Origin of the sequence: Brachybacterium sp. AG952, from assembly GCF_004362645.1 — a bacterium.
Taxonomy (GTDB): Bacteria; Actinomycetota; Actinomycetes; order Actinomycetales; family Dermabacteraceae; genus Brachybacterium; species Brachybacterium conglomeratum.
Genome location: NZ_SNXV01000001.1, coordinates 251746 through 277545 on the forward strand (window position 1 = coordinate 251746; position 25800 = coordinate 277545).

General features: G+C 74.1%; 26 protein-coding genes and 1 pseudogene. 17 read left to right on the forward strand and 10 right to left on the reverse strand.

The genetic code is table 11. The features are described from left to right. Positions 1-9: 9 nt before the first annotated feature. Positions 10-507 carry a glutathione peroxidase gene (locus DEU31_RS01170; protein WP_133675164.1) on the reverse strand — a complete coding sequence of 166 codons (498 nt, stop codon included), beginning with the start codon at positions 505-507 and terminating at the stop codon, positions 10-12. A 189-nt stretch (positions 508-696) separates the two neighbouring features. Here DEU31_RS01170 and DEU31_RS01175 point away from each other — a divergent pair, with 189 nt between their 5' ends. Then, the gene (locus tag DEU31_RS01175) at positions 697-2049 is read left to right on the forward strand and encodes an HNH endonuclease signature motif containing protein (RefSeq protein ID WP_243733661.1); all 1353 of its coding nucleotides are present in this window, start codon (positions 697-699) and stop codon (positions 2047-2049) included. Positions 2050-2368: 319 nt separating this feature from the next. Here DEU31_RS01175 and DEU31_RS01180 read toward each other — a convergent pair whose 3' ends face one another. After that, positions 2369-3328 (reverse strand): aminoglycoside phosphotransferase family protein, encoded by a 960-nt coding sequence (locus DEU31_RS01180; protein WP_133675166.1) that lies wholly within the window; start codon positions 3326-3328, stop codon positions 2369-2371. 320 nt (positions 3329-3648) lie between these two features. Between DEU31_RS01180 and DEU31_RS01185 the strand changes: the two genes are divergently transcribed. Further along, on the forward strand, positions 3649-4386 hold the full coding sequence (locus tag DEU31_RS01185; protein WP_010549138.1) for a glutamine amidotransferase: 738 nt from the start codon (positions 3649-3651) through the stop codon (positions 4384-4386). Between the two features lie 177 nt (positions 4387-4563). Further along, complete coding sequence (locus DEU31_RS01190; RefSeq protein ID WP_133675168.1) at positions 4564-5448, forward strand: GH25 family lysozyme; 885 nt, start codon at positions 4564-4566, stop codon at positions 5446-5448. 27 nt (positions 5449-5475) lie between these two features. On the opposite strand, the gene DEU31_RS01195 is transcribed toward DEU31_RS01190, so the two are convergent. Both DEU31_RS01195 and DEU31_RS01200 read right to left on the reverse strand, forming a co-directional pair. Next, entirely contained in the window at positions 5476-5940 is a 465-nt protein-coding gene (locus tag DEU31_RS01195; RefSeq protein WP_133675170.1) for an SRPBCC domain-containing protein, read from the reverse strand. A 169-nt stretch (positions 5941-6109) separates the two neighbouring features. Continuing rightward, the gene (locus DEU31_RS01200) at positions 6110-6859 is read right to left on the reverse strand and encodes a thioredoxin domain-containing protein (RefSeq protein WP_010549141.1); all 750 of its coding nucleotides are present in this window, start codon (positions 6857-6859) and stop codon (positions 6110-6112) included. 92 nt (positions 6860-6951) lie between these two features. Between DEU31_RS01200 and DEU31_RS01205 the strand changes: the two genes are divergently transcribed. Then, positions 6952-7500 (forward strand): N-acetyltransferase, encoded by a 549-nt coding sequence (locus tag DEU31_RS01205; RefSeq protein WP_133675175.1) that lies wholly within the window; start codon positions 6952-6954, stop codon positions 7498-7500. 82 nt (positions 7501-7582) lie between these two features. Next, entirely contained in the window at positions 7583-8344 is a 762-nt protein-coding gene (locus DEU31_RS01210; RefSeq protein WP_133675177.1) for an AAA family ATPase, read from the forward strand. 84 nt (positions 8345-8428) lie between these two features. Here DEU31_RS01210 and pdxH read toward each other — a convergent pair whose 3' ends face one another. From pdxH to DEU31_RS17240, 3 genes are all read right to left on the reverse strand, one after another. Beyond that, complete coding sequence (pdxH, locus tag DEU31_RS01215) at positions 8429-9118, reverse strand: pyridoxamine 5'-phosphate oxidase (protein ID WP_010549144.1); 690 nt, start codon at positions 9116-9118, stop codon at positions 8429-8431. 110 nt (positions 9119-9228) lie between these two features. Next, positions 9229-9564 carry a hypothetical protein gene (locus DEU31_RS01220; protein ID WP_010549145.1) on the reverse strand — a complete coding sequence of 112 codons (336 nt, stop codon included), beginning with the start codon at positions 9562-9564 and terminating at the stop codon, positions 9229-9231. A 214-nt stretch (positions 9565-9778) separates the two neighbouring features. After that, positions 9779-9904: a hypothetical protein gene (locus tag DEU31_RS17240; protein WP_275039368.1), complete on the reverse strand. Its 126-nt coding sequence runs from the start codon at positions 9902-9904 to the stop codon at positions 9779-9781. A gap of 20 nt (positions 9905-9924) precedes the next feature. Between DEU31_RS17240 and DEU31_RS01225 the strand changes: the two are divergent. After that, a pseudogene (locus tag DEU31_RS01225) lies at positions 9925-10692 on the forward strand (mandelate racemase/muconate lactonizing enzyme family protein); the annotation flags it as partial. A gap of 13 nt (positions 10693-10705) precedes the next feature. Here DEU31_RS01225 and DEU31_RS01230 read toward each other — a convergent pair. Then, positions 10706-11428: a hypothetical protein gene (locus DEU31_RS01230; protein ID WP_133675179.1), complete on the reverse strand. Its 723-nt coding sequence runs from the start codon at positions 11426-11428 to the stop codon at positions 10706-10708. Between the two features lie 235 nt (positions 11429-11663). Continuing rightward, positions 11664-12212, reverse strand: coding sequence for a GNAT family N-acetyltransferase (locus tag DEU31_RS01235; RefSeq protein WP_010549148.1), 549 nt, complete (start codon positions 12210-12212; stop codon positions 11664-11666). Between the two features lie 239 nt (positions 12213-12451). Here DEU31_RS01235 and DEU31_RS01240 point away from each other — a divergent pair, with 239 nt between their 5' ends. The 10 genes from DEU31_RS01240 (at position 12452) to DEU31_RS01285 (ending at position 23659) form a co-directional block, all read left to right on the forward strand. Beyond that, positions 12452-14668 carry a glucose PTS transporter subunit IIA gene (locus DEU31_RS01240; RefSeq protein ID WP_133675181.1) on the forward strand — a complete coding sequence of 739 codons (2217 nt, stop codon included), beginning with the start codon at positions 12452-12454 and terminating at the stop codon, positions 14666-14668. A gap of 111 nt (positions 14669-14779) precedes the next feature. Next, positions 14780-15658 (forward strand): PRD domain-containing protein, encoded by an 879-nt coding sequence (locus DEU31_RS01245; RefSeq protein ID WP_239639316.1) that lies wholly within the window; start codon positions 14780-14782, stop codon positions 15656-15658. Positions 15659-15777: 119 nt separating this feature from the next. Next, on the forward strand, positions 15778-16332 hold the full coding sequence (locus DEU31_RS01250) for a DUF4242 domain-containing protein (RefSeq protein WP_133675183.1): 555 nt from the start codon (positions 15778-15780) through the stop codon (positions 16330-16332). Next, positions 16332-17468, forward strand: a complete 1137-nt coding sequence (locus DEU31_RS01255; RefSeq protein WP_133675185.1) for an acyl-CoA dehydrogenase family protein — start codon at positions 16332-16334, stop codon at positions 17466-17468. The genes DEU31_RS01250 and DEU31_RS01255 overlap by 1 nt, the downstream gene beginning before the upstream one ends. After that, on the forward strand, positions 17465-18178 hold the full coding sequence (locus DEU31_RS01260; protein ID WP_010549153.1) for an ATP-binding cassette domain-containing protein: 714 nt from the start codon (positions 17465-17467) through the stop codon (positions 18176-18178). The genes DEU31_RS01255 and DEU31_RS01260 overlap by 4 nt, the downstream gene beginning before the upstream one ends. After that, entirely contained in the window at positions 18175-19413 is a 1239-nt protein-coding gene (locus DEU31_RS01265; RefSeq protein WP_010549154.1) for an ABC transporter substrate-binding protein, read from the forward strand. Before DEU31_RS01260 ends, DEU31_RS01265 begins: the two co-directional genes overlap by 4 nt. Further along, positions 19410-20309, forward strand: coding sequence for an ABC transporter permease (locus tag DEU31_RS01270; RefSeq protein ID WP_133675187.1), 900 nt, complete (start codon positions 19410-19412; stop codon positions 20307-20309). The genes DEU31_RS01265 and DEU31_RS01270 overlap by 4 nt, the downstream gene beginning before the upstream one ends. A 182-nt stretch (positions 20310-20491) precedes the next feature. After that, the gene (locus tag DEU31_RS01275) at positions 20492-21709 is read left to right on the forward strand and encodes an acetyl-CoA C-acetyltransferase (protein ID WP_133675189.1); all 1218 of its coding nucleotides are present in this window, start codon (positions 20492-20494) and stop codon (positions 21707-21709) included. Then, on the forward strand, positions 21709-23073 hold the full coding sequence (locus tag DEU31_RS01280; protein ID WP_133675191.1) for an acyl-CoA dehydrogenase family protein: 1365 nt from the start codon (positions 21709-21711) through the stop codon (positions 23071-23073). Before DEU31_RS01275 ends, DEU31_RS01280 begins: the two co-directional genes overlap by 1 nt. Before the next feature lie 193 nt (positions 23074-23266). Next, on the forward strand, positions 23267-23659 hold the full coding sequence (locus DEU31_RS01285) for a hypothetical protein (RefSeq protein ID WP_243733662.1): 393 nt from the start codon (positions 23267-23269) through the stop codon (positions 23657-23659). A gap of 178 nt (positions 23660-23837) precedes the next feature. Here the strand turns inward: DEU31_RS01285 and DEU31_RS01290 are convergent, their stop codons facing one another. Then, the gene (locus DEU31_RS01290; protein ID WP_083839969.1) at positions 23838-24587 is read right to left on the reverse strand and encodes a CDP-alcohol phosphatidyltransferase family protein; all 750 of its coding nucleotides are present in this window, start codon (positions 24585-24587) and stop codon (positions 23838-23840) included. A 170-nt stretch (positions 24588-24757) separates the two neighbouring features. Between DEU31_RS01290 and DEU31_RS01295 the strand changes: the two genes are divergently transcribed. Continuing rightward, positions 24758-25654 carry a hypothetical protein gene (locus tag DEU31_RS01295; protein WP_010549160.1) on the forward strand — a complete coding sequence of 299 codons (897 nt, stop codon included), beginning with the start codon at positions 24758-24760 and terminating at the stop codon, positions 25652-25654. Positions 25655-25800: the final 146 nt, after the last annotated feature.

Below are 25800 nucleotides of genomic sequence, written 5' to 3' on the forward strand. Positions count from 1 at the left end.
GTCGGCCGCTCAGGCGCCGAGCGCGGCTTCGATGTCGTCGGCGATCTCGTCGGGGGTGGTCTGCGGCGACCAGCGACGCAGCACCTGCCCGTCGCGGTCCAGCAGGAACTTGCCGAAGTTCCACTCGATGTCGCCGGCGGGGATCTTCAGCCCGCCCTCGAGCTCGTGCTCGGCGGTCAGCCACTGGTACAGCGGGTGCGCGCCCTCGCCGTTGACCTCGATCTTCGAGAACATCGGGAAGGTGACGCCGTAGTTGACCTGGCAGAACTCGGAGATCTCGTCGTCGGTGCCGGGCTCCTGGTTGTTGAACTGGTCGCAGGGGAAGCCCAGCACGGTGAGCCCGCGGTCGGCGAAGCGCTCGTGGAGGGCCTGCAGCCCCTCGTACTGCGGGGTGAGCCCGCACTTGCTGGCGGTGTTGACCACGAGCACGACCGAGCCGAGATGCTCGCCGAGGTCCTGCTCGGTGCCGGAGAGGGTGGTGGCGGTGAAGTCTGCGAGAGTCGTCATGCCTCCATTGTGGGACCCGGGGCTGGGCGGTGGGCGAGGCCGGCGTCGCCTGGGCGCTGGACCGTTGCTCCACTCCTCACCCCGCTCTCGTCTGCGCCCCTACCGCCGACCGTTCCTCCACACCGCCTCTCCGTCCCCATCTCCGGCCCCTGCCTGGCCCTCCGGCACCGGCGCCGGAAGTATGGAGGCATGACGAGCGCACCGTGGTTCCCGGGCTCCTCGGGGGAGGACGCCCCCGAGGAGATCCTCGCCGCGCTGCGCCGCACGGACCCCGTCGGCCTCGCCCAACACCTCGGTGACCTGGCATTCCTCCTCCAGGGGCTCGCCGGCGACCCCGCCGATCTGTTCACGACCGAGGGCCGTCCCCGCCGCGAGTTCTCCGACCTGCTCGGCGCGATCCAGGCCTCCCGCGGGGCGCTCGACTCCCTCGAGGCCCGCGCCGTGGTCGCCCTGCAGGAGACGACGCGACGCGAGCGCTGGGAGCAGGCGCGCGACGACGCCGCCCACGAGGATGCCGCCACCCCCTCGCGCAGCCGCGTCGAGAAGGCGGCCGACGGCTCCACCGTCACCGACATCTCCCTGATCACCCGCCGCTCCCCGCACATGGCCGGCCGCACCCTCGCCTCCGCCCGGCGTCTCGTCGCGACCCTCCCGCGGATCATGTCCGCGCTGGCCGCGGGGCAGATCGCCGGGGATGCCGCCTACGCCGTCGCCGATGCCTCCGCCGTGCTGGAGCCGGACCTCGCCCGCGAGGTCGATCGGATCCTCGGCGAGCGGCTCCCCGAGCTCGACGGCGCGGGCACCCGCAGGTGGCGGGACGCGGTCGCGGCCGTCGCCGGGGAGCTCGACCCGGAGGGTGCGGCGCTGCGCCACCGCCGGGCGCGCAGGGACCGCCACGTCACGATGACCCCCGGCCAGCACGGGATGGCGACCCTCACGGCGCGGCTCTCCGCTCTCGACGCCCAGCAGATCCACCGCCGCCTCAGCCGCGAGGCGGAGCGCCGACGCGCCGCCGGGGACCGCAGCGGCCACTCCGCCGTGATGGCGGACGTCCTGGTCGACACGGTGCTCCGCCCCGGCGAGGGGGCGCCGCCGCCCGTCACGCTCGAGGTCGGCGTGATCATCACCGACCGCGCCCTGTTCCGTCCCGATGCGGGCGACGTCGCCCATCTCGAGGGCTACGGCGCCGTGCCGGCCGAGGCGGTGCGCGAGCAGCTCCTGGCCTGCACGACCCCGCCCGCTGAGGGGGAGCGCGATCCCTTCGGCCCCGACGGCGAAGAGGTGCGGGCGACGCTGCGACGCCTCTACGCCCACCCCACGGCCGACGAGCTCATCGCGATGGACTCCGCCTCGCGGCCCTTCCCGCCCGCGATGCGACGCTTCCTCAGTCGGCGCGACACCACCTGCCGCGGACCGTTCTGCAATGCGCAGATCCGCCAGTACGACCACATCGTCCCCGTCTCCCGCGGAGGCCCCACCAGCCTCAACAACGGACAGGGGCTCTGCGCCCACTGCAATAAGAAGGAGCAGCTCGCCGCCTAAGTCGAACGGGTCGAGAGCCCCGCCCTGCCCGGGCACCGGGTGCGCTGGACCGGACACTCCGGCGCAGTGCGGGAGACCGGGCCGACGCCGCTGCGGGGGCCATCGGGCCGGAGCGGATCCTCGGGACGAGGCGGGGCGTCGGGCCAGGGCGCAGCATCGGACAGGGGTGCGGCGTCAGGACGAGCCGATGAGCCGGGAGGCGGGTCCGACGACGGCCCGAGCGGTGAGCAGCGGCGGCTCTAGAGCGTCACTCGACCCCTTCAGCAGCAAGAACCCTGGAGCGTCACTCGACCCCGCGGGCCGCAGGGACCCTGGAGCGTCACTCGACGCCGTCGGCCGCGAGGCGGAGCGCCGCCGATGCGGCGTCACCGAACTCCCCGGCCTCCTGCACGCAGCGGGCCAGCAGCCACCGTCGGGTCCGCCGACGATCCAGCCCCGCGAGGTCAGCCATCCGATCGGCGAACGCCCCCGGATCCGCGACCAGGCGCTCCCCGTCGTTGAGCATGTGCTGCAGCACGTCGTAGTGCGGATCGCCGATGTACGGCTTCGGATCGATCATCAGCCACCGCTCCGGCCCGTCATGGGTGAGGATGTTGCCCGGGTTCAGGTCCGTGACCAGCAGGATCTGCTCCCCGTCCCAGTCCCGGGGCAGCGCGCGGAACAGACCGAGGCCGTGCTCGACGAGCCCCGACGGCAGCAGCGACGGGACGGCCTCGGCGTGCCGCCGGGCGGCGCTGTCGGCCCACCACGCGCACATGTCGGCGAGCGGCCGGAACGAGGACGGGGCGGGGGCGGTGGAGTCGGCGACCGGATCGTCGTCCCCACCGAGCAGCTCGTCGACCGGGACACGGAGCCGACGCAGCACCGCCGCGGCCACCTCGTCCCGCTCGGGCCAGGTCAGGCAGCGCGCGAGCGGCACCCCGGGCCGCACGTGCTCCATCAGCAGAGCCGCCGTGTCACCCCGCCGCTCGCTGCGCAGCAGCTGCGCCGCCCCGAGCCCCTGCCACGCCCGCATCCCTGCCGCCTCGTCGCGGGACTCCTCATGCGCCCACGCCACCTTCAGCACCCGCTCGTCCCCGTCGGCGGTGCGCACGGGCGCGACCCAGGCGCTCGAACCGCCCGGTCGGAACGGCGGCAGCGCCCTGAGCTCCCACCGCTCCAGCACGTCGTCGACCAGCGCGGGAAGGCGGGCGAGCCACGCGCGCAGCGCCGGGTCCTGCGCCGCCCGAAGCCCTTCCGGGAGCGGATGTCCCGCGACCAGCGCAGCCGGTGAGCTCACGAGGAGAGCACCCGCTCGGCGCACAGCACGGCGGGCCGTTCGACGGCCGCGGGAGGCGGCGCGAGGACAAGAGCAGGGGAAGCGGTCACGGGATCTCCTCGATGAGCGTCGTCGACGCCGCGCAGACTACGGGAGAGGCCGGCCCGGCCGGCGGGACCGCGGTGCGCGCCGACAGGACCGCAGCGCGCAGACAGGACCGCAGCGCGCCGACGCGCCGCGGCACGGCCCGGCGGCACGTCCGCGGAGCCGTCGATCACCGGCGATGCAGGAGCCTGCACGGACGGCCGGGAGCACCGCGCACCAGTGGATACGATGCGCTGGTGAAACCGTTCGTGCAGATCGCCACCCGTCCCGAGGACGACGTCGCCGCCACCGAGCGCGCCGCCGTGCTCGACTTCACCGGCCTCCAGGAGCAGGACCTGCTCTGGGCGCGCCTGGACCGCGACCCCTTCCCTGACCTCGCGATGGACGACATCTCCGGCATCATCCTGTGCGGCAGCCCCTTCACCGTCTCCGACCCCGTCGACTCCAAGAGCGAGGCGCAGCTGCGGGCCGAGGCGGAGATCGACCGCGTCCTCGACCAGGTCATCGCCCACGACGTCCCCTTCCTCGGCGCCTGCTACGGCATCGGCACCCTCGGCAGCCACCAGGGCGCCCTCATCGACCGCGCCCACGGCGAGCCGCTCGGCGCCGTCGAGGTCACCCTCACCGAGGCCGGTCGCGAGGACCCGCTGGTCCGCGCCGCGCAGCTGGAGGACACCTTCCTCGGGCTCGTCGGCCACAAGGAGGCCGTGCACACGCTGCCCCCGCACGCGACCGCGCTCGCGAGCGGACGCACCGCACCGGTGCAGATGTTCCGCGTCGGGACCAGGCAGTACGCGACCCAGTTCCATCCCGAGCTGGATGTCCCCTCGATCATCGAGCGGGCCCGCGCCTATCGCGACCACGGCTACTTCTCGCCGGACGAGATGGAGGAGATCTTCACCGAGCTGCGGCACGTCGAGGCCGATCAGCCGCCGCGGCTCCTGCGCGCCTTCGCGGAGTTGTTCGCGCGCTGACCCGACTCGCGCGCTGTGCCGGCTCCCGTGCCGACCCGACTCGCACACTGACCCGACTCGCATACTGACCCGGCTCGCCCGCTGACCCCGCCGCGAGCCGGGAAGCGTTGTCCTTCCTCCGCTCCCGCCCGGCACGTCTCCCGCGACGGCCTGGCCTGCTCCGGTAGCGTCCGGTGCGTGCCACGATTCACGCCTGAGCAGGTCCGCCGACGTCAGATCGTCGCGGGCTCCCTCGCGCTGCTGCTCGTGCTGGTCATCGGCGGATGCTCCGTCTCGGTGATCCGCGGCCTCGGCGGGGGCGGGCAGGAGGCGGCCAAGAGCGATCCGGCGCCCTTCACCGCGGACGACGCGGCGATGGAGGTCACGGCGACCTCGGCCGACGCCGCCGCGCTCGAGAACCTGCCCGCGGAGACGACGCTCGCGCCCGACGAGGTGATGGGCATCGACGTCTCCGCCCACCAGGAGGAGATCGACTGGGCGGCGGTCGCCTCCGACGGGTACGGCTTCGCGTACATCAAGGCGACCGAGGGCGCGGGCTTCGTCGACTCCCGCTTCCAGGAGAACTGGGACGGCGCGCAGGCGGCCGGGGTCGTCCCCGGCGCCTACCACTACTTCACGCTCTGCTCCTCCGGCGCGGACCAGGCAGAGGACTTCCTCGCCGCGGCCCCGCCCGACGACTCGGCGCTCCCGCCCGCTCTCGACCTCGAGTTCGACGGTGCCTGCGAGGAGCGGCCCGGCGCGGTCGACGCGCAGGCCGAGGTTGACGCGTTCACGGCGATCGTCGAGAAGGCCTGGGGCCGTCGTCTGCTGATCTACTCCTCCTCGGAGTGGCGCGACCACTACGGCCTGCCGGTCACGGACTCACGCCCCGACTGGCTGTTCTCCGCGAGCAGCCGCCCCATGCAGGGCGACTGGGCCGTGTGGCAGCTGCGCTTCGACGGGACGGTCACCGGCATCTCCGGCGGCGTGGACATCGACGTGGCCCGCATCGAGGTGCTGCGCGAGCACGCCGAGATCCCCGACGGCGAGGGCGCGATCGGCCACGAGGTCGACGAGGGCTGACCGCGACGAGGGCTGACTGCCGGGCTCTCAGCCCTGCAGGTCGAGGCGGCCTCCGGCGAGCTCGCGGCCGTGGGCGGCGACGACGTCGTCCAGGACGAGGTTCCAGTGGTCCAGCAGGCCCTGTCGCTCGGCGGCGCCGAGCAGGCGCTCCTGATGGATCTCGAGGATCGTGGCCCGGCCGAGGGACTCCGGGGCCTCCTGGAGCGTCACCTGGAACACCGTCTCGTGGTCCAGGGTGTCGGGGGTCCAGCGCAGGCGGACGCGTCGGCCGACATGGCAGCCGATAACCCGGCCGTGGACCCGGCCCCCGCGACGCACCGGGGCACCGACCATCTGGGGGACGGACTCGAGGCCCAGCCACTGCGGGAGCCACTCGGCGAGCAGTCGCTGCCAGATCTCGGAGGTCGGGGCGGGAAGGGTGCGTCGGACGTCGAGCTCCCACCCGGCGTCGTGGGTGAGGCCGACGGGGGAGTGCCAGGTCTCGGTCTGCATGCTTCCACGGTAGGACCGGCCCCGGGGAGAACCCAGGGCTGGAGATGGACTGTCCTCAGGTGTTCGCCCGGGCGTCGCCGGGGGGACACCGAACGAGGTGCGGGGAGTGACCGGGGGCATCTCCGGCCGTGCTCGCGCGCTCCCGAGCGGTCGGTCGGGCGCGCGGTGCTCAGGCCGCCTCGACTGCCTTCCGCACGGACCCCGAGCTCGTGAGGTCGCCGCTGAACTGCTCGCCGTCGATGAGCACGGCCGGCGTGCCCGGGACGGCCTGCTGGGCCTCCGGCTCGACGACCTGCTCCAGCCAGGGCAGGTAGGTGCCCTCGGCCTGGCAGTCAGAGATGTCGACCGACGTGGCCTCCCCGACGATGCCGATGAGCTCCTCATCGGGAAGTCCTGCGGAGCCGGGCTGCTGCGCGAAGAGCGCGGCCGACGCCGGATACCAGTTCGCCGGGTCCTCCGCGGCGGCGCAGAGCGCGGCATTGGCGGCGCGGCCCGAGTAGCCGGTGGGGGAGGAGGTCGCATCGAGCATCGGGCGGGGGTGCGCCCGCAGCGTGATCTCCCCGGCCTCGGCCATCTCCTGCAGGTCAGGTCCCTGGGTCGCCTCGAAGGTCTGGCAGTGCGGGCACAGGAAGTCCAGGTAGACGTCGACCACGGGCCCGTCGTCGCTGGTGCTGAGCTCGAGATAGGGCTGGTCGGCCGACGCCCCGGGCGGTGCCACGACCTCGCCGGAGCCGGTCGAGCTCTCCGCGCCCTCCGCCGAGCCTTCCTCGGTGGCGGTGCCGGTGCCGGGATCCGAGCCCTCGCGCAGGATCAGGTAGCCGGCGACACCGCCGATCACCAGCACCAGGACGAGGCCCAGGCACGCGACTCCGCCGATGATGCCGAGCACGAGCGGGGTGCGGGAGCGCGGCTGGGACATGGAGGACCTCGCAGGGATCGGGGGAGGGAGGGGCGTGCACGAGGGTAGCGGTCCTCGGGAAGGATGTCCGGACGACGGTGCATGCTGGCACCATGAGCTCTCACGACTCCGCCCGGGCGCCGGATGTCCCTGCCGCATGGCGCACCCGCGCGGAGCGGCACGACGATGCCGCCGCGCTGCGCGACCTGCTCGTCGCCGGCTTCCCCACCCCCGAGGAGGCGGATCTCGTCGAGGCGCTCCGCGCCGACGGGGAGGCCTGGATCGAGGGACTCTCCTGGATCGCGCACGCCGACGGGGACCCGCGACCGGTCGCGCAGGCGCTCCTGACCAGGGCGCACGTCGGCGGGGAGCCCGTGCTCGCGCTCGCCCCCTGCGCGACGCTGCCCGCGCAGCAGCGACGCGGCGCGGGCTCGGCCGCGATCCGCGCCGCGCTCGCTGCGGCGCGCGAGCAGGGCGAGAACCTCGTCGTGGTGCTGGGCCATGCCGAGTACTACCCCCGCTTCGGCTTCACCCCCGCCTCCGGATTCGGGGTCACCGCCCCGTTCGACGTGCCCGACGAGGCCTTCCTCGCCCTCGCCCTGGACCCCGAACGTCCGACGCCGCGCGGGCAGATCGTCTACCCGCCCGCCTTCGGCGTGTGATGGACGGCCCCGCGGGAGCGGCCTGGCCGGCCGAGCCGAAGGATAGTGCCACGGACAGCAGAGCGGAGGCGAGCAGCAGCTGATGGACGGCCTCTTCGGCGACGACTTCGACGAGCCCGGGCCCCCGCGCACGCCCTTCGACACCCCGGCCCTGCCGGTGCGGGAGCTGCGCGAGCACCCCCTCGCCCCCGCGGATGCGGCGTGGCCGGCGACCCTCGCCCCGATCCGCCAGGTGCTCCGCGACGGCCTCGCACTCGGACCGATCACGGTGCTGACCGGCGACAACGGCGCCGGGAAGTCCACCCTCGTGGAGGCGCTCGCCGGCGCGTTCGGGCTGAACCCCGAGGGCGGCGGGACCGGCGCGATGCATGCGACTCGTCGGACCGAGTCGCCGCTGGTCGAGCATCTCCAGCTCGTGCGCGGCGCCGGCGCCCCGCGCTCGGGCTTCTTCCTGCGCGCCGAGACGATGCACTCCCTGTTCACGTACTACGAGGAGATCGGCGTCGGCGGGATGATGCACGAGCGCAGCCATGGCGAGTCCTTCCTCGCGCTCGTCGAGGAGCGCTCGAGGATCCGCGGGCTGTGGCTGCTGGACGAGCCCGAGTCGGCGCTGTCCCTCAGCGGATGCCTCGCCCTGCTCGACCTGCTGCAGGGCATCGCCGACACCGGCTCGCAGATCGTGCTGTCCACCCACTCACCGGTCCTCGCCGCGCTGCCCGACGCCGACCTGTACGAGCTGGGGGAGTGGGGGCTGCGCCGGGCCGACTACGACGACCTCGACCTGGTCCGCACCTGGCGCAGCTTCCTCGAGGCCCCGGAGCGGTTCCTGCGCCCTCCGGGGTGAGCGGGCGATGCGCGCGACGGCATCGCGCGGCGGCGCCCGCGGCACCGACATCGCGTGCTGCCGTGCCGGCGTCGGGTCCCGGTCTCAGGGCTGCAGGCGGTGCCGCGTCCAGTCGCCGGCGCCCGCGTCGTCGGCCGACCTCTCGTAGACGATCCGGTCGTGGACCCGGTGCGCCCGGCCCTGCCAGAACTCGATCCGCTCCGGACGGATCCGCAGCCCGCCCCAGAACTCCGGACGCGGCACGTCGCCCCCGTCGAAACGCGCTTCGACCTCGGCGTACTGCTCCTCCAGGGTGTCGCGCGAGTCGATCTCCCGGGACTGGTGCGAGGCCCAGGCCCCGAGCTGGGAGCCGCGCGGACGCGTGGCCCAGTAGGCGTCGGACTCGGCCGCGGAGACCTCCTCGACCGCTCCCTCGATCCGCACCTGTCGCTGCAGCGGGTACCAGGGCATGAGCAGAGCGGCCCGCGGCGTCGCCCGCAGCTCGCGGGCCTTGTCCGAGCCGAGGTTCGTATAGACCACCGCGCCGTGCGCGTCGAGCCCCTTCAGCAGCACGGTCCGCGAGCGCGGCCGGGGTGCGCCGTCGGCGTCGAGCGCGACGGTGGAGAGCACCACGGCGGTCGGATCGGTGATGTCGCCGTGGGAGTCGCGGCGGGCGAAGGCGTCCTGCAGCCAGGCGTCGCACAGGGCGAGCGGGTCCGCGGGGGCGGCGTCCGCGAGGGAGCCGGCGAGGTAGTCGAGGCGTTCGCCGGCGAGACGGTCCGAGGCGCTGGTCATGGCACTGATCGTAGGCCGTCGCACGGCGCGGCGCGCGCGTGTCCCGCCCTCCCCGCGCCGACCAACGCGTCGGGACGCACGGGGAGCTGAGGGCGACGTCGACGGCCGGCTCAGGCGGCCGCGAGGTGCTGGCCTCCGCCGCGGACCTGGCGCGGGGTCCCGTCGCCGCCCAGCAGGCGGGACCACAGGCCCCGACGCGGGGCGCGGTGAGCAGGGGCCCGGCGCGGAGCGGCGGCGGAGCCGTCGGCCGAATCGGGCGTCGTGGCGAGCAGGGCCGGGAGGCCCAGCGTGCTCGGGTCGAGACCCTGGGCGGCGGCGAGCGCCCGGCGCTCGCGCACGGCGTGCAGCGCATCGACGTCGCCCCAGGCGCTGGGGAGGGGTCGGTAGGCGATGAGGTGGTCGGAGGTGGCTCGGGTGCGGCTGGTGGCGATGGTCGCGTTCTTCATGCCTCTACGATCCGTCGACGGGTGCGTCGGGCGCGTCCGCCCGGGCGGACGTCGCCGTCCACCCGCGGGAGGATCTTCGAGCGGGCGCGGTCCGACCCGCGGCGCGGGGGCGAGGCCCCGGCGGATGGGGGCGAGGTCGGAGGGGCGGACCGCGGCGCGGAGGTGGAGTCCCGGCGGGTGGGAGGAGCAGCACCCGGGGCGCGGGATCGCCGGTTCAGGCCGGCGCCGGCGCGGACTCCTCGATGCGGTCCCGCGCGGCGCGCAGCGCGGCGAGGATCTCCGCCTCGTGCGCGGGGGAGTGGCGGGGGAGCGGCACCGAGCAGCTGATCGCGTCGATCACCTCGCGGTCGTAGCGCAGCGCTCAAGGCCAAGCGCGCCGACCTCCCGCTTGCGAAGCTGATCGGCGCCCACCGCGACTCCGTGCGCACCTACAACACCTCCGGCGGCTTCCTCTCCGCCCCGCTCGAGGAGGTGCGCGAGAACGCCGCGCGCTCCCTCGAGGCCGGGATCGGCGGGATCAAGATCAAGGTGGGCCACCCCGATGCCGCCGTGGACCGCGCGCGCGTCGAGGCCGTGCGCGAGACCATCGGCGAGGACACCCCGCTGATGGTCGACGCGAACCAGCAGTGGGACCGCCCCGCCGCCCTGCGCATGGGACGCTGGCTCGAGCAGTTCGACCTGGTCTGGATCGAGGAGCCGCTGGACGCCTACGACGTCGAGGGCCACCGGCAGCTCGCCGACGCCCTCGACACCCCGATCGCGACCGGGGAGATGCTCGCCTCCGTCGCCGAGCACGTGCGACTCATCGACGCCCGGGCCTGCGACATCATCCAGCCCGATGCGCCCCGCGTCGGCGGGATCACCCAGTTCCTGCGGCTCGCGACCCTCGCCGACCACACCGGCCTGCAGCTCGCCCCGCACTTCGCGATGGAGATCCACCTCCACCTCGCCGCCGCCTACCCGCGCGAGCCGTGGGTCGAGCACTTCGACTGGCTGGACCCGCTGTTCGAGGAGCGACTCGAGACGCGGGAGGGCCGGATGCTGGTCCCGGACCGCCCGGGGCTCGGCATCACGCTGTCCGAGCGCTGCCGTGCCCTGACCGCGGACTCGGTCCTGCTCGGGGGCTGAGGGCGCGGCCCCTTCAGGCCGCGGGGATGTCGAAGTCGTAGCGGAACTCCGGCAGGGTGCGGTCCTCGCCGATCACTTCGGTGGCGGGCCGGATGTACGCCGCGGAGTAGGACTCCTGGCGCTGCCCCCAGGTCGCGAAGGCCATCCAGATCGGGCCGGTCGCGCCGTCGGAGCGGGCGGGCAGCTCGAGCGGCGTGAGCCCCTCGGCGGAGATCTCGTCGCTCAGGCCGCTGTTCGCGCGCTGCACCTCGCCGTGGTCGTCGATGACGAACTCGTTGGTCGACAGCGCACCTCCCCATTCGCCGGTGGGCGTGAACTCGATCTGCAGCCAGAACACCTCGCAGCCGTCCGCGATGCGGTCCGCGGCGGACTCGGAGGGCATGTCCCGCTTGACCGAGATGATCCGGAGCTCGTCGCCGAGCTCGGGGTCGGTGAAGGTGACGCCGATCTGCGCCTCGGCCCCCTCGGCGCCGGCGGCGGATCCCTCGGACTCCTCGTCCTGGTCGACCTCCTCGACCTCCTCCTCGGACTCGACCTCCTCCTCCGGCTCCTCGGACTGCTCCTCCTGGTCGCCGTCGGATTCCTGGTCCTGGTCCCGCTCGTCGTCCGAGGGGTCCTCCTCGTCCTTCCGGTCTCGCTCGGCGGGCGGCTCCTGGTCGATCAGGCCGCAGCCTGCCAGGGCGAAGAGGCCGAGGCCGCCCAGGGCGGCGCGTCGGGTGAGAAGCGTGCTGGTCATGATGTCCCCCTCGGACGAGCGGACCGGCCCCCTGCCGGTCGACGACGTGCTCCGACGCTACGACGGATCGTCGAGGGCGGCGATGGGGAGGACTGCACGGGGAGGACTGCATGGGGAGGACTGCATGGGGAGGACTGCCCAGGGGGAACTGCCCGGGACTGCCCAGGGGGAACTGCCCGGGACGGGCCGGGCGGCAGGACCTCCCGGCGGGGCCTGTCCCCGGGGCCGCGCCGGCTCAGCGCACCATGCGGAGGTCCGGGAGTTCGGGCCACTGCTCGTCGACGCGCCGGACCCCGTCGGGCGCGAAGCCGAGCTTCTCGTAGAACCGCTGCGCGCGGGCGTTGTCCTCGGCGACCCACAGGCTCGCCGGCTCCTCACCGATCAGCGCTGTGACCAGGGCGCGCGCCATGCCGGTGCCGTGCCACTCCGGCAGCACGTACAGCACCGACAGCTCCCGCTCCCGCGCCGGCTCCGCCTCGCTCGGCGCCCAGGAGGCGGCGAGGCCGACCGGGACCCCGTCCCCGTCGCGCCCGACCCGGAACGACCCCTCGTCGGCCTCCGGAGTGCCCGGGGTCAGCCACCGGGTCCAGTGCTCGAGGCGCCGCGCGATCGCGGGCTCGCCGAACCACTCCTCGCCCGAGAGGGCGTGCCCGTAGGCGACCTCCCAGCCGCGCACGTGCACCCGGGCGAGGCCCGGTGCGTCGGCGGGGGCGGGCACGTCGATCGTGAACGCGGGTCGCGCTGACCGGGCGTCGGGGTGGGAATCGGTGCGGGGCGCTGACATGCTCGCGAGGGTAGTCCCGTCCCGCCCCTTGCGCTTCCCGTGGATCCTGCTAAGGTCCTCGTCGAACCTCAGCGTTCACCGGATTGTCATCCCCCGTCCCGGCGGGGGAGCAAGACCTGGGACCGTGCCGCGCGCCATGACGCACCCGGCAGGGCCCCGGGTCTTTTTTGTTGCCCGCACCCAGGTCCGCGCCCGACGCCGAGCCCGGACCACTCCACGAAAGGGGGCGAGGACGCCGCATGAGCAGCTCCTCCCCAGGGACCACCGCCCAGACCGCCGAGGACATCCTCCGCGGCGTCGGCGGCCCCGAGAACATCGAGAGCCTCACCCACTGCGCGACCCGGCTGCGCTTCCAGCTGCACGACGGGGCGAAGGTGGACCGCGAGGCGCTGGACGCCCTGCCGGAGGTCATGGGCACGGTCCCGCAGTCCGGCGACCGCTTCCAGGTCGTCATCGGCGGCGCCGTCGCCGGGGTCCACTCCCAGATCATGGCCCTGCCCTCGATGGCCGCCGGCGGCAGCCCCCGCCCGCAGACCGACGCCGAGGTCAAGGCCGCGATCCGCTCCAAGGCGCGCGGGAAGTGGTCCTGGCTCGACAGCTTCTTCGAGTACCTCTCCGACTCCTTCCGCCCCCTCATGGGCGTGCTGCTCGGCGCCTCGCTGATCATCGCGATCGCCTCCGTGCTCGACGCGGTCGGGATGATCGACTTCCGCGCCGAGGACAAGTCCGCGACCTGGGTGTTCGTCGACGCGATGTGGCGCTCGGTGCTGTACTTCCTGCCGATCATGGTCGCCTTCAACGCGGCGCGGAAGCTGCAGATCGACGGCTGGGTCGGAGCGGCCGTGATGGCGGCCGTGATGACCCCGGACTACATGGGCCTGCTGGACGGCACCGCCCCCGGCGTCACCTGCACCACCAACGAGCTGCTCGGCACCCAGCAGTGCGTCGCGACCGTGTTCGGCCTGCCCATGCAGCTGAACGACTACGGCGGCCAGGTGTTCGTGCCGCTGCTGATGGTGGCGCTGCTCGCCCTGGTCTACAAGGGGCTGCAGAAGGTCTTCCCCGCCAACGTGCAGCTGGTCTTCGTGCCCTTCCTCGCGATGCTGGTGATGATCCCGGTGACCGCGTTCCTCATCGGCCCGCTCGGCATCTGGGCCGGCAACGGGCTCGGCGCGGGCCTGGCCTGGCTGAACGGCAACGCGCCGCTCGTCTTCGCGATCCTCATCCCGCTGCTGTACCCGTTCCTCGTGCCGCTGGGCCTGCACTGGCCGCTGAACGCGCTCATGCTGCAGAACATCAACGCCCTCGGCTACGACTTCATCCAGGGGCCCATGGGCGCATGGAACTTCGCCTGCTTCGGCGCGACCGCCGGCGTGCTGCTGCTGGCGATCCGCCACCGCGAGACCGAGATGCGCCAGACCGCCACCGGCGCGCTCGCCGCGGGCCTGTTCGGCGGCATCTCCGAGCCGTCCCTGTACGGCATTCACCTGCGCTTCAAGCGGATCTACCCACGCATGCTCGTGGGCTGCCTCGCCGGCGGCCTGGTGGTGGGCCTGCTGGGCGGGGTGAACACCTCCGTGTTCGCCTTCACCTCGCTGCTGACGATCCCCGTGTTCGACCCGATGCTCACCTACGTCATCGCGATCGCGGTCGCCTTCGTGCTCGCGATGGTGCTCGTGTTCCTCTCCGACTACCGCACCCCCGAGCAGCGCGCCGAGGCGAACGCCGCCCGTGACGCCGCCGAGGCCGCCGCGGCACCCGCCGAATCCGCGCGCGCTTCCGCCGCTGACGCCGCCGACGCCGCGGGGGCCGAGCGTGAGCTCGCGACCGTCGGCGCCCCCGCGGGTGCCGCTGCGGCCGCCGGGTCCGCGGGTCCCGTCGCCGGTCCGTCGGCCGGCGGTGCTTCCGCGGCCGACGGCACAGCCTCGACGGGCGGATCCGCGACCCCGGCCGACGGGTCCGCCGCGTCGGATGCCGCCCCGGCCGCCGGCTCCTCCGCGGGCGCCGTCGTGATCGGCGCGCCGGTCGCGGGCCGGCTCGTCGGCCTCGACGAGGTCTCCGACTCCGTCTTCGCCTCCCGCGCGCTCGGCGAGGGCGTGGGCATCATCCCGGCCGACGGGCGGATCCTCGCCCCGGCCGACGGGCTGCTCGCCACCGTCGCCCCGACCGGCCACGCCTTCGGGCTCCTGGCCGACGGCGGCGCCGAGGTGCTCGTCCACGTCGGCATCGACACCGTGACCATGCAGGGCGAGGGCTTCGACGTCCGCGTCGAGCAGGGGCAGAAGGTCGCCGCCGGCGACCTGCTCGCCGTCGTCGACCTCGAGGCGATCCGCGCCGCGGGCTTCGACCCGATCACGCTGGTGACTGTCCCGAACACGGCGACCTTCGCCGCGGTCGAGCCCGCCCCCGCGGGCGAGGTCGCCGTCGGGGACGCCGTGCTCACCGCCCGGCGCTGAGCCGGAGGGCCGGTGCGCGTACCCTCCCAGCAGAGGGTGCGCGCACCGGCGACGGTCCGCCGCGGCGGGCCCCCTCGAGGACGAGGAGCGCCAGGTGAGTGCGCCAGGAGAGTGCGACAGGAGGGTGCGGAGCCGATGCGCGTGCTGCGGGTCCTGAACAACAACGTGGTGCTCTCGCGCGACGACGCCGATCGCGGCGTCATCCTCACCGGGCGCGGCATCGGCTTCCGCGCCCAGGTGGGCCAGGAGGTCGACCCCGCGAAGATCGTGCAGGTCTTCGTCCCCGCCGACGGCCGCGACCCCGACCACCTCGCCGAGGCGTTCGCGATGATCGACCAGGAGGTGCTGCGCGCCGTCGTCATCGCACTGCGCGAGGCCGGGATCGAGGACGGCGAATCGGACCGCCCCACCCTCGCCATCGCCGTCGCGGACCACGTCTCCGGCGCCCTCGACCGGCTGCGCCGCGGCATCGAGATCGAGTACCCGCTGCGCGTGGAGGTCCAGACCCTCTACCCCGAGGAGTACGACCGCGCCCGCCGCCTCCTGGACGAGGTGAACCGCCTGGTCGACCCGCTCCTGCCGGAGCACGAGGCGACCGCGCTCGCCCTCCACCTCGTCAACGCCGGGTTCTCCACCGGCGACCTCTCCTTCACGTACACCATGACCGGCGTGATCCAGCAGATGCTCGCGATCGTGGGGGAGCGCTACGGGCTGGAGCTGGACCGCCACTCGATGGCCGCCGCCCGCTTCATCACCCACGTGCGCTACATGTTCGTGCGCATCCAGCAGCACCGACAGCTGGCCGGAGAGCAGTCCCTCATCAGCCGCACCATCCGCCAGGCCTATCCGGAAGAGACTCGCACCGCCGAGCAGCTCGCCGTGATCGTGCAGCTGCGGATGGGGGAGGGGCTCTCCGAGGACGAGGTCTCCTATCTCGCGCTGCACGTGGCGCGGATGACGACGGAGGCGGAGGCCGCCGGCCCCTCTTGAGCCGGTCCGTCCGTGGACGCGGGGGCGACAGGGCACCGCACTCTGTGCCATTCTGATGGCCACCATAAGCAATGCTTCGGCCCGTCATGGCGTCGGAGCGGACGACGAAAGGTGCCCCCATGTCGCTGTTCCTGCTCGAGATCGCCCCCTCCTCCGCCACCCGCGAAGGCAGCCAGGCTGTGCTCGACGCCCTCCTCGGCGCCGCTGACGGAGAGGCCGCCGAGATCATCGAGTCGCAGGTCGCCGCCGACCACTCGCGCCTGTTCACCGTGGTCGAGGCCGGCTCCGCGGAGGCCGCGGCCGCCGTCGGCGAGGCGGTGCGCGAGGTCGCCGAGGAGGTCCAGGGCCCCGACGAGGTGCGCCTGGTCGGCGCCGAGCTCGAGGAGATCAAGGCCCTGCGCCGCGGCGCCGGCTACCTCGTGGAGTGGGACATCCCCGCTGAGATCACCATGGACCAGTACCTCGCCCGCAAGAAAGCGAACGCCCCGAAGTACGCCGAGGTCCCCGAGACCAGCTTCCTGCGCACCTACGTGCGCGAGGACACCGCGAAGTGCCTGTGCTTCTACGACGCGCCCGACGAGGACGCCGTCGTGCGCGCCCGCGAGGCGGTCTCCACTCCGATCGACCGCATCTGGGCGCTCGGCGCGATCGAGCTCGACACCACGGGCGCCTGATGACCGCCGCCTCCGTCCGCACCGCCGTGCCCGCGGACGGCACGGACCGCGCCGGCCGCGACGGCACGGAACCCCTCGGCCGCGACGGGCTGGGCCTCGCCGCGCTGCCCGCGGCGGCGGAGCCCGTGCTCGCCCGCGTCGCCGAGAGCGCCGCGGCGGTCGACCGGGCCGAGGCGGACCTCTGGGAGGGGCCGGCCGCGCTCGGGGAGCTCGACCTCCTGACCGCGCCGCTTCCGCTGGCGGCGGAGCTCACCCACGCGCTCGCGCGCCGCTGCACCGCGACCGCCTTCGCGCTGTGGGGCCACCGCTCGTCGATCGAGTACCACGAGGCGACCGGCGCCCCGCTGCCGGAGGGCGCGGAGAGCGGGGCCGTCGCCCTCGCCTCCGGCATGGCCCCCGCCTTCAAGGAGGAGGCCGGGCTGGGCGAGATCCCGCTGCTCGCGACCGACTCCCCGGACGGCGGGCTCGTCGTCTCCGGCGTGCTGCCCTGGTGCTCGAACCTCCGTCCGGGCGGCTGGGTCGTCACCCCCGTCCGCTTCGAGGACGGCCGACGCGCGGTCGTCCGCCACCGGCGCGACTCCGACGGGGTGCGGGTCAAGGAGCTCACCGGCCTCACCGCACTGGACGCCACCGCCTCCGGCGTGCTGCTCCTGGACGAGGTGCGCATCCCTGCACAGGACGTCCTCACCCGCGATCTGCCCGCCTTCCGCGACGACGTCCGCGCCACGTTCCTGCAGCTCCAGACCGCCATGTGCCTCGGCCTCGCCGGGGCGGCCCTGGATGCGGCCGAGGCGGGGGCCGACGACGTGGCCCGCGAGGTCCTCGCCGAGGAGCTCTCCGCGGCGGCCGAGGACTGGCAGCACCTGCGCGGAGCACTCGCCGCGGGCGTGCGCGCGGCCTCCGCGGTGCGGCCGGCCGAGCTGGTGCGGGTGCGGCTCGAGGCCGCGCTGCTCACCGGCCGCGCCACCCGGCTCGAGCAGAAGATCGTCGGCGGTCGCGGCTACGCGCTCGCCTCCGACACCTCGCGCCGCGCCCGCGAGGCGGCGTTCCTGCCCGTCCAGTCACCGACCGAGACGCACCTGCGCCATCTGCTGGCCCGCGCCGGCGTCCCGGTCCCGACGGACGGGCACGCATGAGCAGCCTCGCGCTCCACGGGGTCACCCACCGCTATCCCGGCGGCGCCGGCCCCGTGCTGCAGGACCTGGACCTCGAGGTCGCCGAGCACGAGACCCTGTGCGTGCTCGGCGCCTCCGGGGCGGGGAAGTCGACCCTGGTGCGGCTGCTGGCCGACCTCGACCAGCCGCAGTCCGGACGCATCGACCGCGGCGCGGATCCGCGCCTGCCCGCCCTGGTCCCGCAGTCCCCGGACCTCTTCCCCTGGCTCACCGTCGCCGAGAACATCGCCCTCGGCGGCCGCTACGCCGCCAACGCCGGCCGGTTCCGCCCCGAGCGGGTCCCCGAATTGCTGGACGACCTCGGCATCGCCGAGCTCGCAGGCGCCCTGCCGTCCGAACTCTCCGGCGGGCAGGCCCAGCGCGTCGCCCTCGGCCGGGCGCTCGCCGTCGACCCCGCGGTGGTGCTGCTCGACGAGCCCTTCTCCGCCCTGGACCCCGCGATCCGCGCCGACCTGCAGACCTGGCTGCGCGACGTGCTCACCCGCGTGCGGATCTCGGCGGTGCTGGTCACCCACGACGTCGACGAGGCGCTCGTGGTCGCCGACCGCATCGTCTACCTCGACGGGCCCCGCGGGATCACCGCCGACTGGACCCCGCGGAAAGACGGCACCACCCGCGAGGAGGTGCTCGCCCACTACCGGCGCGGCGCCGTCGTCGAGGCGGGCGCGTGACCCCTCGGCGCTCCTCGCGCACGCCGTCGGGCGCGCGGGGTCCGAGCCGACGCGCCGTCCTCGGCGGCGGAGGAGCGCTCGCGCTGTCCGGCCTCGCCGGCGCCGGGCTCGGCCTCGCCGCCCGCGGCGAGGTCCCGGGGCCCCGCGGCGGGCAGGCCGGGAGCGGGTCGGGCGGCACGGGGCGGGACGGGACGGCCCCGCAGCGACCGCTGCGGATCGCCTACCTCCCCATCACCGACGCCGCCCCGCTGCTCATCGCCCACTCCCGCGGCCTCTTCGCCGAGGCCGGGGTCGAGGTGGCCGAGCCGGTGCGGCTGCGCTCCTGGGCCACGATGGGCGAGGCACTGCTGGCCGGGAGCGTCGACCTGGTCCACCTGCTGTTCCCGATGGCGCTGCAGATGCGTCTGGACCTCGGTGCCGACATCACCGTGCTCGGCGCGAACCACGTCGACGGCTCCGCCCTCACCCTCGGCCGGGACGTGCCCGAGCTCGGAGCGCTCGCCGGCTCCACCCTCGCCGTGCCCGGATGGTTCTCGATCCACAACGTCATCGTCCAGCAGATGCTGCGCGCCGAGGGGCTCACCCCCGTCGTGCGACGCACCGCCTCTCGCGACCGTGGCGAGGTCACCCTGGTGCCGATGGCGCCGTCGGACATGATTCCGGCGCTGGACGCCGGCTCGATCAGCGGCTACACCGTCGCCGACCCGTTCAACGCGATGGGCGAGACGACGGGAGCCGGCACCATCGGCCGCTTCCTCGGCGACGTGTGGCGCTCCCATCCCTGCTGCGTCACCGTCGCCTCCGGGACGCTCCTGCGCCGCTCGCCCGAGCAGATCGCCGGCGTCGCCGAGGCTCTCGTGAGGGCCCAGATCGCCTGCCGAGAGGATCGCGAGGGCGTCGCCGCCGAGCTCGCCGGGACGTACCTCCCCCAGCCCCTGCCCGCGATCGCCGCCGCGATGCACCGCGAAGGCGCCGGACACGCGCACGTCGCCCACCCCGACTGGCACGGCGAGACCATCGACTTCACCCCCGTGCTCAGGCCCGGCTTCACCGCGCAGCTCGTCCGCGAGATGCGCTCCACCGTGCTCGACGCCCCGCTCGGCGCGCTCGCCGAGATCGACCCCGCCGACGCCCACGACCTCGTCGTCGACGACACGGCCCTGCGCGAGGCCGCTCGCCGGATCGACCCCGGCTCCCTCGTCGGCCTCGACCAGCCCGAGGAGATCGCCCCATGAGCCTCGCCCCCACTGATCTCGACCCCGACGACCCCGGCCGGCCCGCGCCTCGGGACGGCGCGACCGCCGAGGCCCGTCCCCGGGATCCCGCGGGGCGCGGGGCCGACGGGGCGTCGCGGCGCCCCGGCCGTCGACGCGGCGTGCGTGCGGAGCGCGGTCCGGCCCTGGCCTGGGGCGCGCTCGGCGTCCTCGCCGTGGGGCTCGCGTGGTGGGCCCTCACCGCCGTCGGCGGGGCGGGCAGTCCCATGCTCGCGGCGCTGGACCCCCTGGGGGTGCCCGCCGCACTCGCCTCCCTGCTCTCCACCGGCGTGCTCGTCCAGGACCTCGTCACCAGCACGCTCCGTCTGCTGCTCGGCATGGGGATCGCCGCCGCCGTCGGCATCCCCGCCGGGGTGCTGATCGGCCTGCATCGGCCGACCCGCTGGGCGAGCGCGCTGCCCGTCCAGTTCGTGCGCATGATCTCCCCGCTGTCCTGGGCGCCGGTGGCCGTGGCGCTGCTGGGGGTCGGCTCGGCGTCGGTGGTCTTCCTCGTCGCGGCCGCGGCGATCTGGCCGATCCTGCTGGGCACCGCGGCGGCGGTCGCCGCGATCGATCCGCGCTACGTCGCCGTCGCCCACACCCTCGGCGCGAACCGGCGCGAGATGCTGCGCACGGTGCTCGTCCCCTCGGTGCGGCCGGCCGTGCTGCAGTCGATCCGGCTCGCCCTCGGCATCGCCTGGGTGGTGCTGGTGCCTGCCGAGATGCTGGGCGTGACCAGCGGGCTCGGCTACGAGATCCTCAACGCCCGCGACCGCCTCGCCTACGACGAGATGCTCGTGGTGATCCTCGTGATCGGCATGCTCGGCGCCGCGATCGACCTGCTCGCGCGCCTTCTCCTCACCCCGCGCCGGGGATGATCCGGGCGGCGACCCGGGGGCGCCGAGAAAGGGTCCGCTTCCCACCAGGTACCTGCAACCCGTAGTATCACTAACGCCGCCGTCCGGAGCCGACGTCGGCCGCAGGTCCCGCGGGCGCGGATCCCTGCGGCCGCACTGCGACTCCGGGCCGCCCGAAGACACCGCCGTCCCAGGAGGAACCCGTGCCCGAAGCCGTCATCGTCGCCGCCACCCGCTCACCCATCGGGCGCGCCCGCAAGGGCTCGCTGAAGGACGTCCGGCCCGACGATCTCGCCGCGCAGACCATCCGCGCCGCCCTCGACCAGGTCCCGCAGCTCGACCCCGCCACCATCGACGACCTGCAGCTGGGATGCGCGATCCCCGAGGGCTACCAGGGCGGGAACCTCGCCCGCACCGTCGCCGTGAAGCTCGGCCTGGACACCGTGCCCGGCGCGACCGTCACCCGCTTCTGCGCCTCCTCCATCCAGACCACCCGCGCCGCCTTCCACGCGATCGCCTCCGGCGAGGCGCGTGCCGTGATCTCCGCCGGCGTCGAGTCGATCTCGCTGAGCACCGGCAAGCTCATGGAGGAGGACGCCCGCGACCCGCAGTTCAAGGCCGCGTGGGAGCGCACCGACAAGCGCGCCTCCCGCGAGATCCCCGCCCCCTGGCACGATCCGCGCGAGGACGGCGAGCTGCCCGACGCGTACATCCAGATGGGCCAGACCGCCGAGAACGTCGCCGAGCTGCGCGGTGTGACCCGTCAGGCGCAGGACGAGTTCGCCGTCGCCTCCCAGAACCGGGCCGAGGCCGCGCAGGCCTCCGGCTTCTTCGCCCGCGAGATCACCCCGATCGCCCTCCCCGACGGCACCGTCGTCGACACCGACGACTCCCCGCGCGCCGGCGTCACCTACGAGGCCGTCGCCGGTCTCGACCCCGTCTTCCGTCCTGAGGGGACCGTCACCGCCGGCAACTGCTGCCCCCTGAACGACGGCGCCGCGGCGCTCGTGCTGATGGAAGCAACGTATGCGAAAGAGCTGGGCATCACCCCGCTCGCCCGCGTCGTCGCCACCGGCGTCTCCGGGCTCAGCCCCGAGATCATGGGCCTCGGTCCCGTCGAGGCGACGAAGAAGGCCCTCGACCTCGCCGGCCTCACCATCGAGGACATCGACCTCGTCGAGCTGAACGAGGCCTTCGCCGCCCAGGTGCTCCCCTCCGCGGAGGACCTCGGCATCGACCACGACAAGCTCAACGTCCACGGCGGGGCGATCGCGCTCGGCCACCCCTGGGGCTCCACCGGCGCCCGACTCACCACCACGCTCCTGAACGGCCTCGCCGAGCGCGATGGCCGCTACGGCCTCGCCACCCTCTGCGTCGGCGGCGGCCAGGGCATGGCCCTCATCGTCGAGAGGATCAAGTGATGACCAGCAACGACACCCGCACCACCACCGACACCAGCAGCTGGGACGCCCCAGCGCCCGGCCACATCTCCCTCGGCGGCAACCCCGGCACCGACGAGAACCGCGACCGCGTCGAGTCGGTGGTCACCGACCGCGCCGTCGTCTCCGCGCCCGACGCGTCGGCCGCCACCCCCGAGACGCTCCTGCCCGCGACCGCGGACCACTTCGCGCTCTTCCAGGACGTCGAGGGCGAGGACCTGAGGGCCTGGGCCGATGCCCGCTCGCTCGCCGACGAGGTCCTGCCGCGGATCAACGACTGGTGGGACCGCGGCGAGTACCCGATCGAGCTCGTCGCCCGCCTCGGCGAGCTCGACCTGCTCACCGACGGCCTGGACGTGCCCGGCCATCGCACCCTCTCCCCGCTCGCGACGGGCCTGGTGAACATGGAGCTCTCCCGCCTCGACGGCAGCGTCGGCACCATGGTCGGTGTGCAGGGCGGGCTCGCGCTGCGCTCGATCATGCTGCTGGGCTCCGAGGAGCAGAAGCAGCGCTGGGGCGACTCCCTCGCCACCGGCGCCGAGCACGCCGCCTTCGCCCTCACCGAGCCCGACCACGGCTCCGACTCCGTCTCGCTCGAGACCGTCGCCCGCCGCGAGGGTGACGAGTGGGTGCTGACGGGCGAGAAGCGCTGGATCGGCAACGGCGCCGGCTGCCACCTCTCGGTGGTGTGGGCGCGGATTGATGACGCAGCGGATCCCGCCCTTCACGGCCAGGTCAGCGGGTTCCTCGTGGACCAGTCCCTGCCCGGCTACGAGGCCGAGGTGATCCGCGGCAAGGTCGCGCTGCGCGCCATCCACCAGGCCCACATCACGCTGAAGGACGTGCGGGTGGGGCTCGACCAGCGGCTGCCCGGGGCGCGGAGCTTCAAGGACACCTCCAGGGTCCTCTTCGCGACCCGCGCCGGAGTGGCCTGGGGCGCGCTCGGCCACGCGATCGCCTGCTACGAGGCCGCGCTCGAGCACGCCACCACTCGCATCCAGTTCGGGCGCCCGCTCGCCAAGGCCCAGCACGTCCAGGTGCGGCTCTCGGACATGCTGCAGACCCTCACCTCGATGCAGCTGTACTGCCGCCGCCTCGCCGACCTCGAGGCGGCCGGGACCATCCGGCCCGAGCAGGCCTCGCTCGCCAAGGTGCACAACACCCGCGCCGCCCGCGAGATCGCCTCGAACGCCCGCGACCTCCTCGGCGGCTCCGGGATCCTGCTCGAGAACCGCGTGATCCGCCACCGCAGCGACATCGAGGCGCTGCACACCTACGAGGGGACCGACACGATGCAGTCGCTCATCGTGGGTCGCTCGATCACCGGGACCAGCGCGTTCGCGTGAGCGGCCTGTTCGAGACAGGTCGGTAGGATGCGGCGGCGGAGCGGGGGCTCCGCCGCCGCTCGTGCGCTCAGGGGAGGGGAGCCCGGTCATGGCCTCGCAGGTCCGTCCCGTCTCGATCCGCCGCCCTCGGAGGGGACTCCGGCCGTCCAGACGCGGTGCGCTCGCTCTGGCGGCCCTCGTCGCCGGAGCGTCGGTGACCGGTTGTGGGATCGGACGTCCGGAAGCGTACGGCGAGCTCGAGCTGACCTCGGGCTCCACGATCGACGACGCGATCGGTCCTCTGTGGGAGGGCGGCGGTGAGCGCGCTCTCGCCGACGTGGTCGATGTCGAGTTCGACGAGCTGATGGTGTTCCCGGAGACCACCCCCGCCGGGCGCGTCAACGAGGCCGCCGGCGCGACGCTGCTGAACGGCAAGTACTACCAGTCCTCCACGCAGCTGTTCCTCTTCCGCGCGGGCGGCGTCGGCGTCCTCGCCGCGATGGTCTCCTCCGACGTGTTCGCGCACGAGGTGCAGAACGCGACCTTCGGCCCCGAGGTGCGGATCGTCGCGCCCGGAGGGAAGCGACTGATCACCCTCGAGGGCTGAGGCCGCGTCCCGGCAGGAGCACCGTCGCCGGCGCGCCGGAGACAGGCGGTTTCGTCAGCGGGCCGGAACTGCTCCAGCGCTGCCAGCGGCGCGTACAGCAGCGTCGGCAGGCCCAGGCGGCCGAGGCCGTCGGGGGCGAACAGGGGGATGCCGAAGGAGAGGTGGACCCGCCGCCCCCTCAGCGGGGGGCCATCCGCTGCGCACGCTCGAGGCGGATGACGTCCCGTCCGAAGGAGACCACGAGCAGGGCCAGGGCGAGGGCGACCACCGCGGCCGCCGCCGGGACGGGGACGGCGGGGACCAGTGCGATCAGCAGCGCCACCCCCTGACCGCCGCCGACGAGCCGCCGGAACTGGCTGAAGGCCAGCGGCTGCCGCAACGCAGGCCGCACCCACGAGGCTGCCACGAAGGCAAAGCGCATCAGCCCGATCGCGAGCGCCCACGGTCCCACCACCGTCGCGGCGAGCACCGACAGCACCATCACCAGCGCCGCGTCGGCCTCCATGTCGATCCGGGCGCCGATCGGACTGGCGCTCCCGGTGCGCCGTGCGACAAGACCGTCCAGGGCGTCCGTGGCCAGGGTCGTCGCGATCAGCGCGGCCAGCTGCCACGACCGTGCGGCCAGCTCCCCTCCGAGGACCAGTACGGTCGCCGCCGCGAGCGCACCCGCCCCGAGATGGCGGAGCAGGGTCAGGGCGTCCGCCGCCGTCACCGCACCAGGGGCTCGCGGATGCAGCGTCGAGGCCGCCACGGGCCACGTCGCGAGAGCGACCAGCACCGCTCCGAGGGCGAGGAGCCTCGAGGCGGGAGCGGCGAGCAGCACCACGAGCACGCCGGAGAGCAGCTGCCCGCCGGCGAGCACCGCGAGGACCGTCCCCACCCGGCGGAGCCTCCCGGGAGGGTCCGGGACGGGCGATGTCGCGGCCATGTCGGCGAGCGTAGCGGGACGCCTCACGCGGCCCCCTGGTCCCCACGGTCACGAGTCGGTGACGAGAGAGCGGGAATCGCCGCGCGACCTGCTACATTCCGTTCACCGCTGCCGCACGGGCCACCGGAAGCGCGGGCTCCTGGTCCCTTCTGCACCCCTGGCGGTCACCGATGTCCGACGGCTCCTCGCCTCAGCCCCTGCCTGCCCTCGCCCCCGACGGCGCGGCAGACCCTGCTCCTGCTCCGTGGGCGCTGCTCGCGCCCGCGCTGCGTGATGACCCGCAGGCCGATACCGCGCATGCCGACACCGCGCAGTCCGACACCGCGCAGTCCGACACTGTGCAGGCCGAGCCTGCGCAGGTGGACACGTGGTCCGACCCCTCGCTGCTCCCGCCCCCGTCGGCGCCGCCGGAGCGTGCCCGGAGCAGCGCGCTGCCGATCGTCGCGATCGTGCTGTCCTCGCTGGCGCTCGCCGTGTCGGGCCTCGTGCTCGCGCTGCTCCTCGTCCTCGGCGGGCTGTTCTACTACTACGGCGGTGCGCCGTACGAGCTGAGTGATCCCGTCGGCGGGTATTCGAGCGTGTACACGCCGGGCAGGGTCACCGATGCCTCCGGTGCGGTCGTCACGGACGTCGGCACCTACGACCGGCCCGCCGTGCTCGGGGAGCACACCCTGTCCTGGCCGACGGTGAGCGGCGGGGTCGTCGAGGTGACCGTCACCGATGTGGACTGGGATGCGGACGCCGCCGTCGCCGCCGACCCCGCGAACCCCCCGCCCGACCCGAGCGCGGGATACGTGCTGGCCACGGTCGACGTCGCGTACACGGGTCCCGGCGGCACGGTCCCGACCGAGGACCTCTACCTCTGCCTCGAGTCGATGTCCTGGGTCAGCTGCCACATGGACCTCGACGTCGCGACCGCCGCCCCGCTCCGGGACATCGGCGCGCTCACCGACGGTGACCGGGCGACCGCGATCGTCGCCCTCGAGCTGGCCGAGGGTGAGCGGGGCTCTGCCCTGTTCTCCATCGAGACGATCGACGGCGAGCCGCTGTACCTCGCGGAGCGCTGAGTGCGCAGGACGCCGGGGCCCGGAGCTCAGCGGGCGGACCGGGGAGACGCGACGACGGTGAGGGAGCAGGCAGGATCTGCGATGCTGGAGCAATCGCAGCGGTGGGATCAGGAGAGGCGGAGCGGATGCGGAGGCGAGTGCTGATG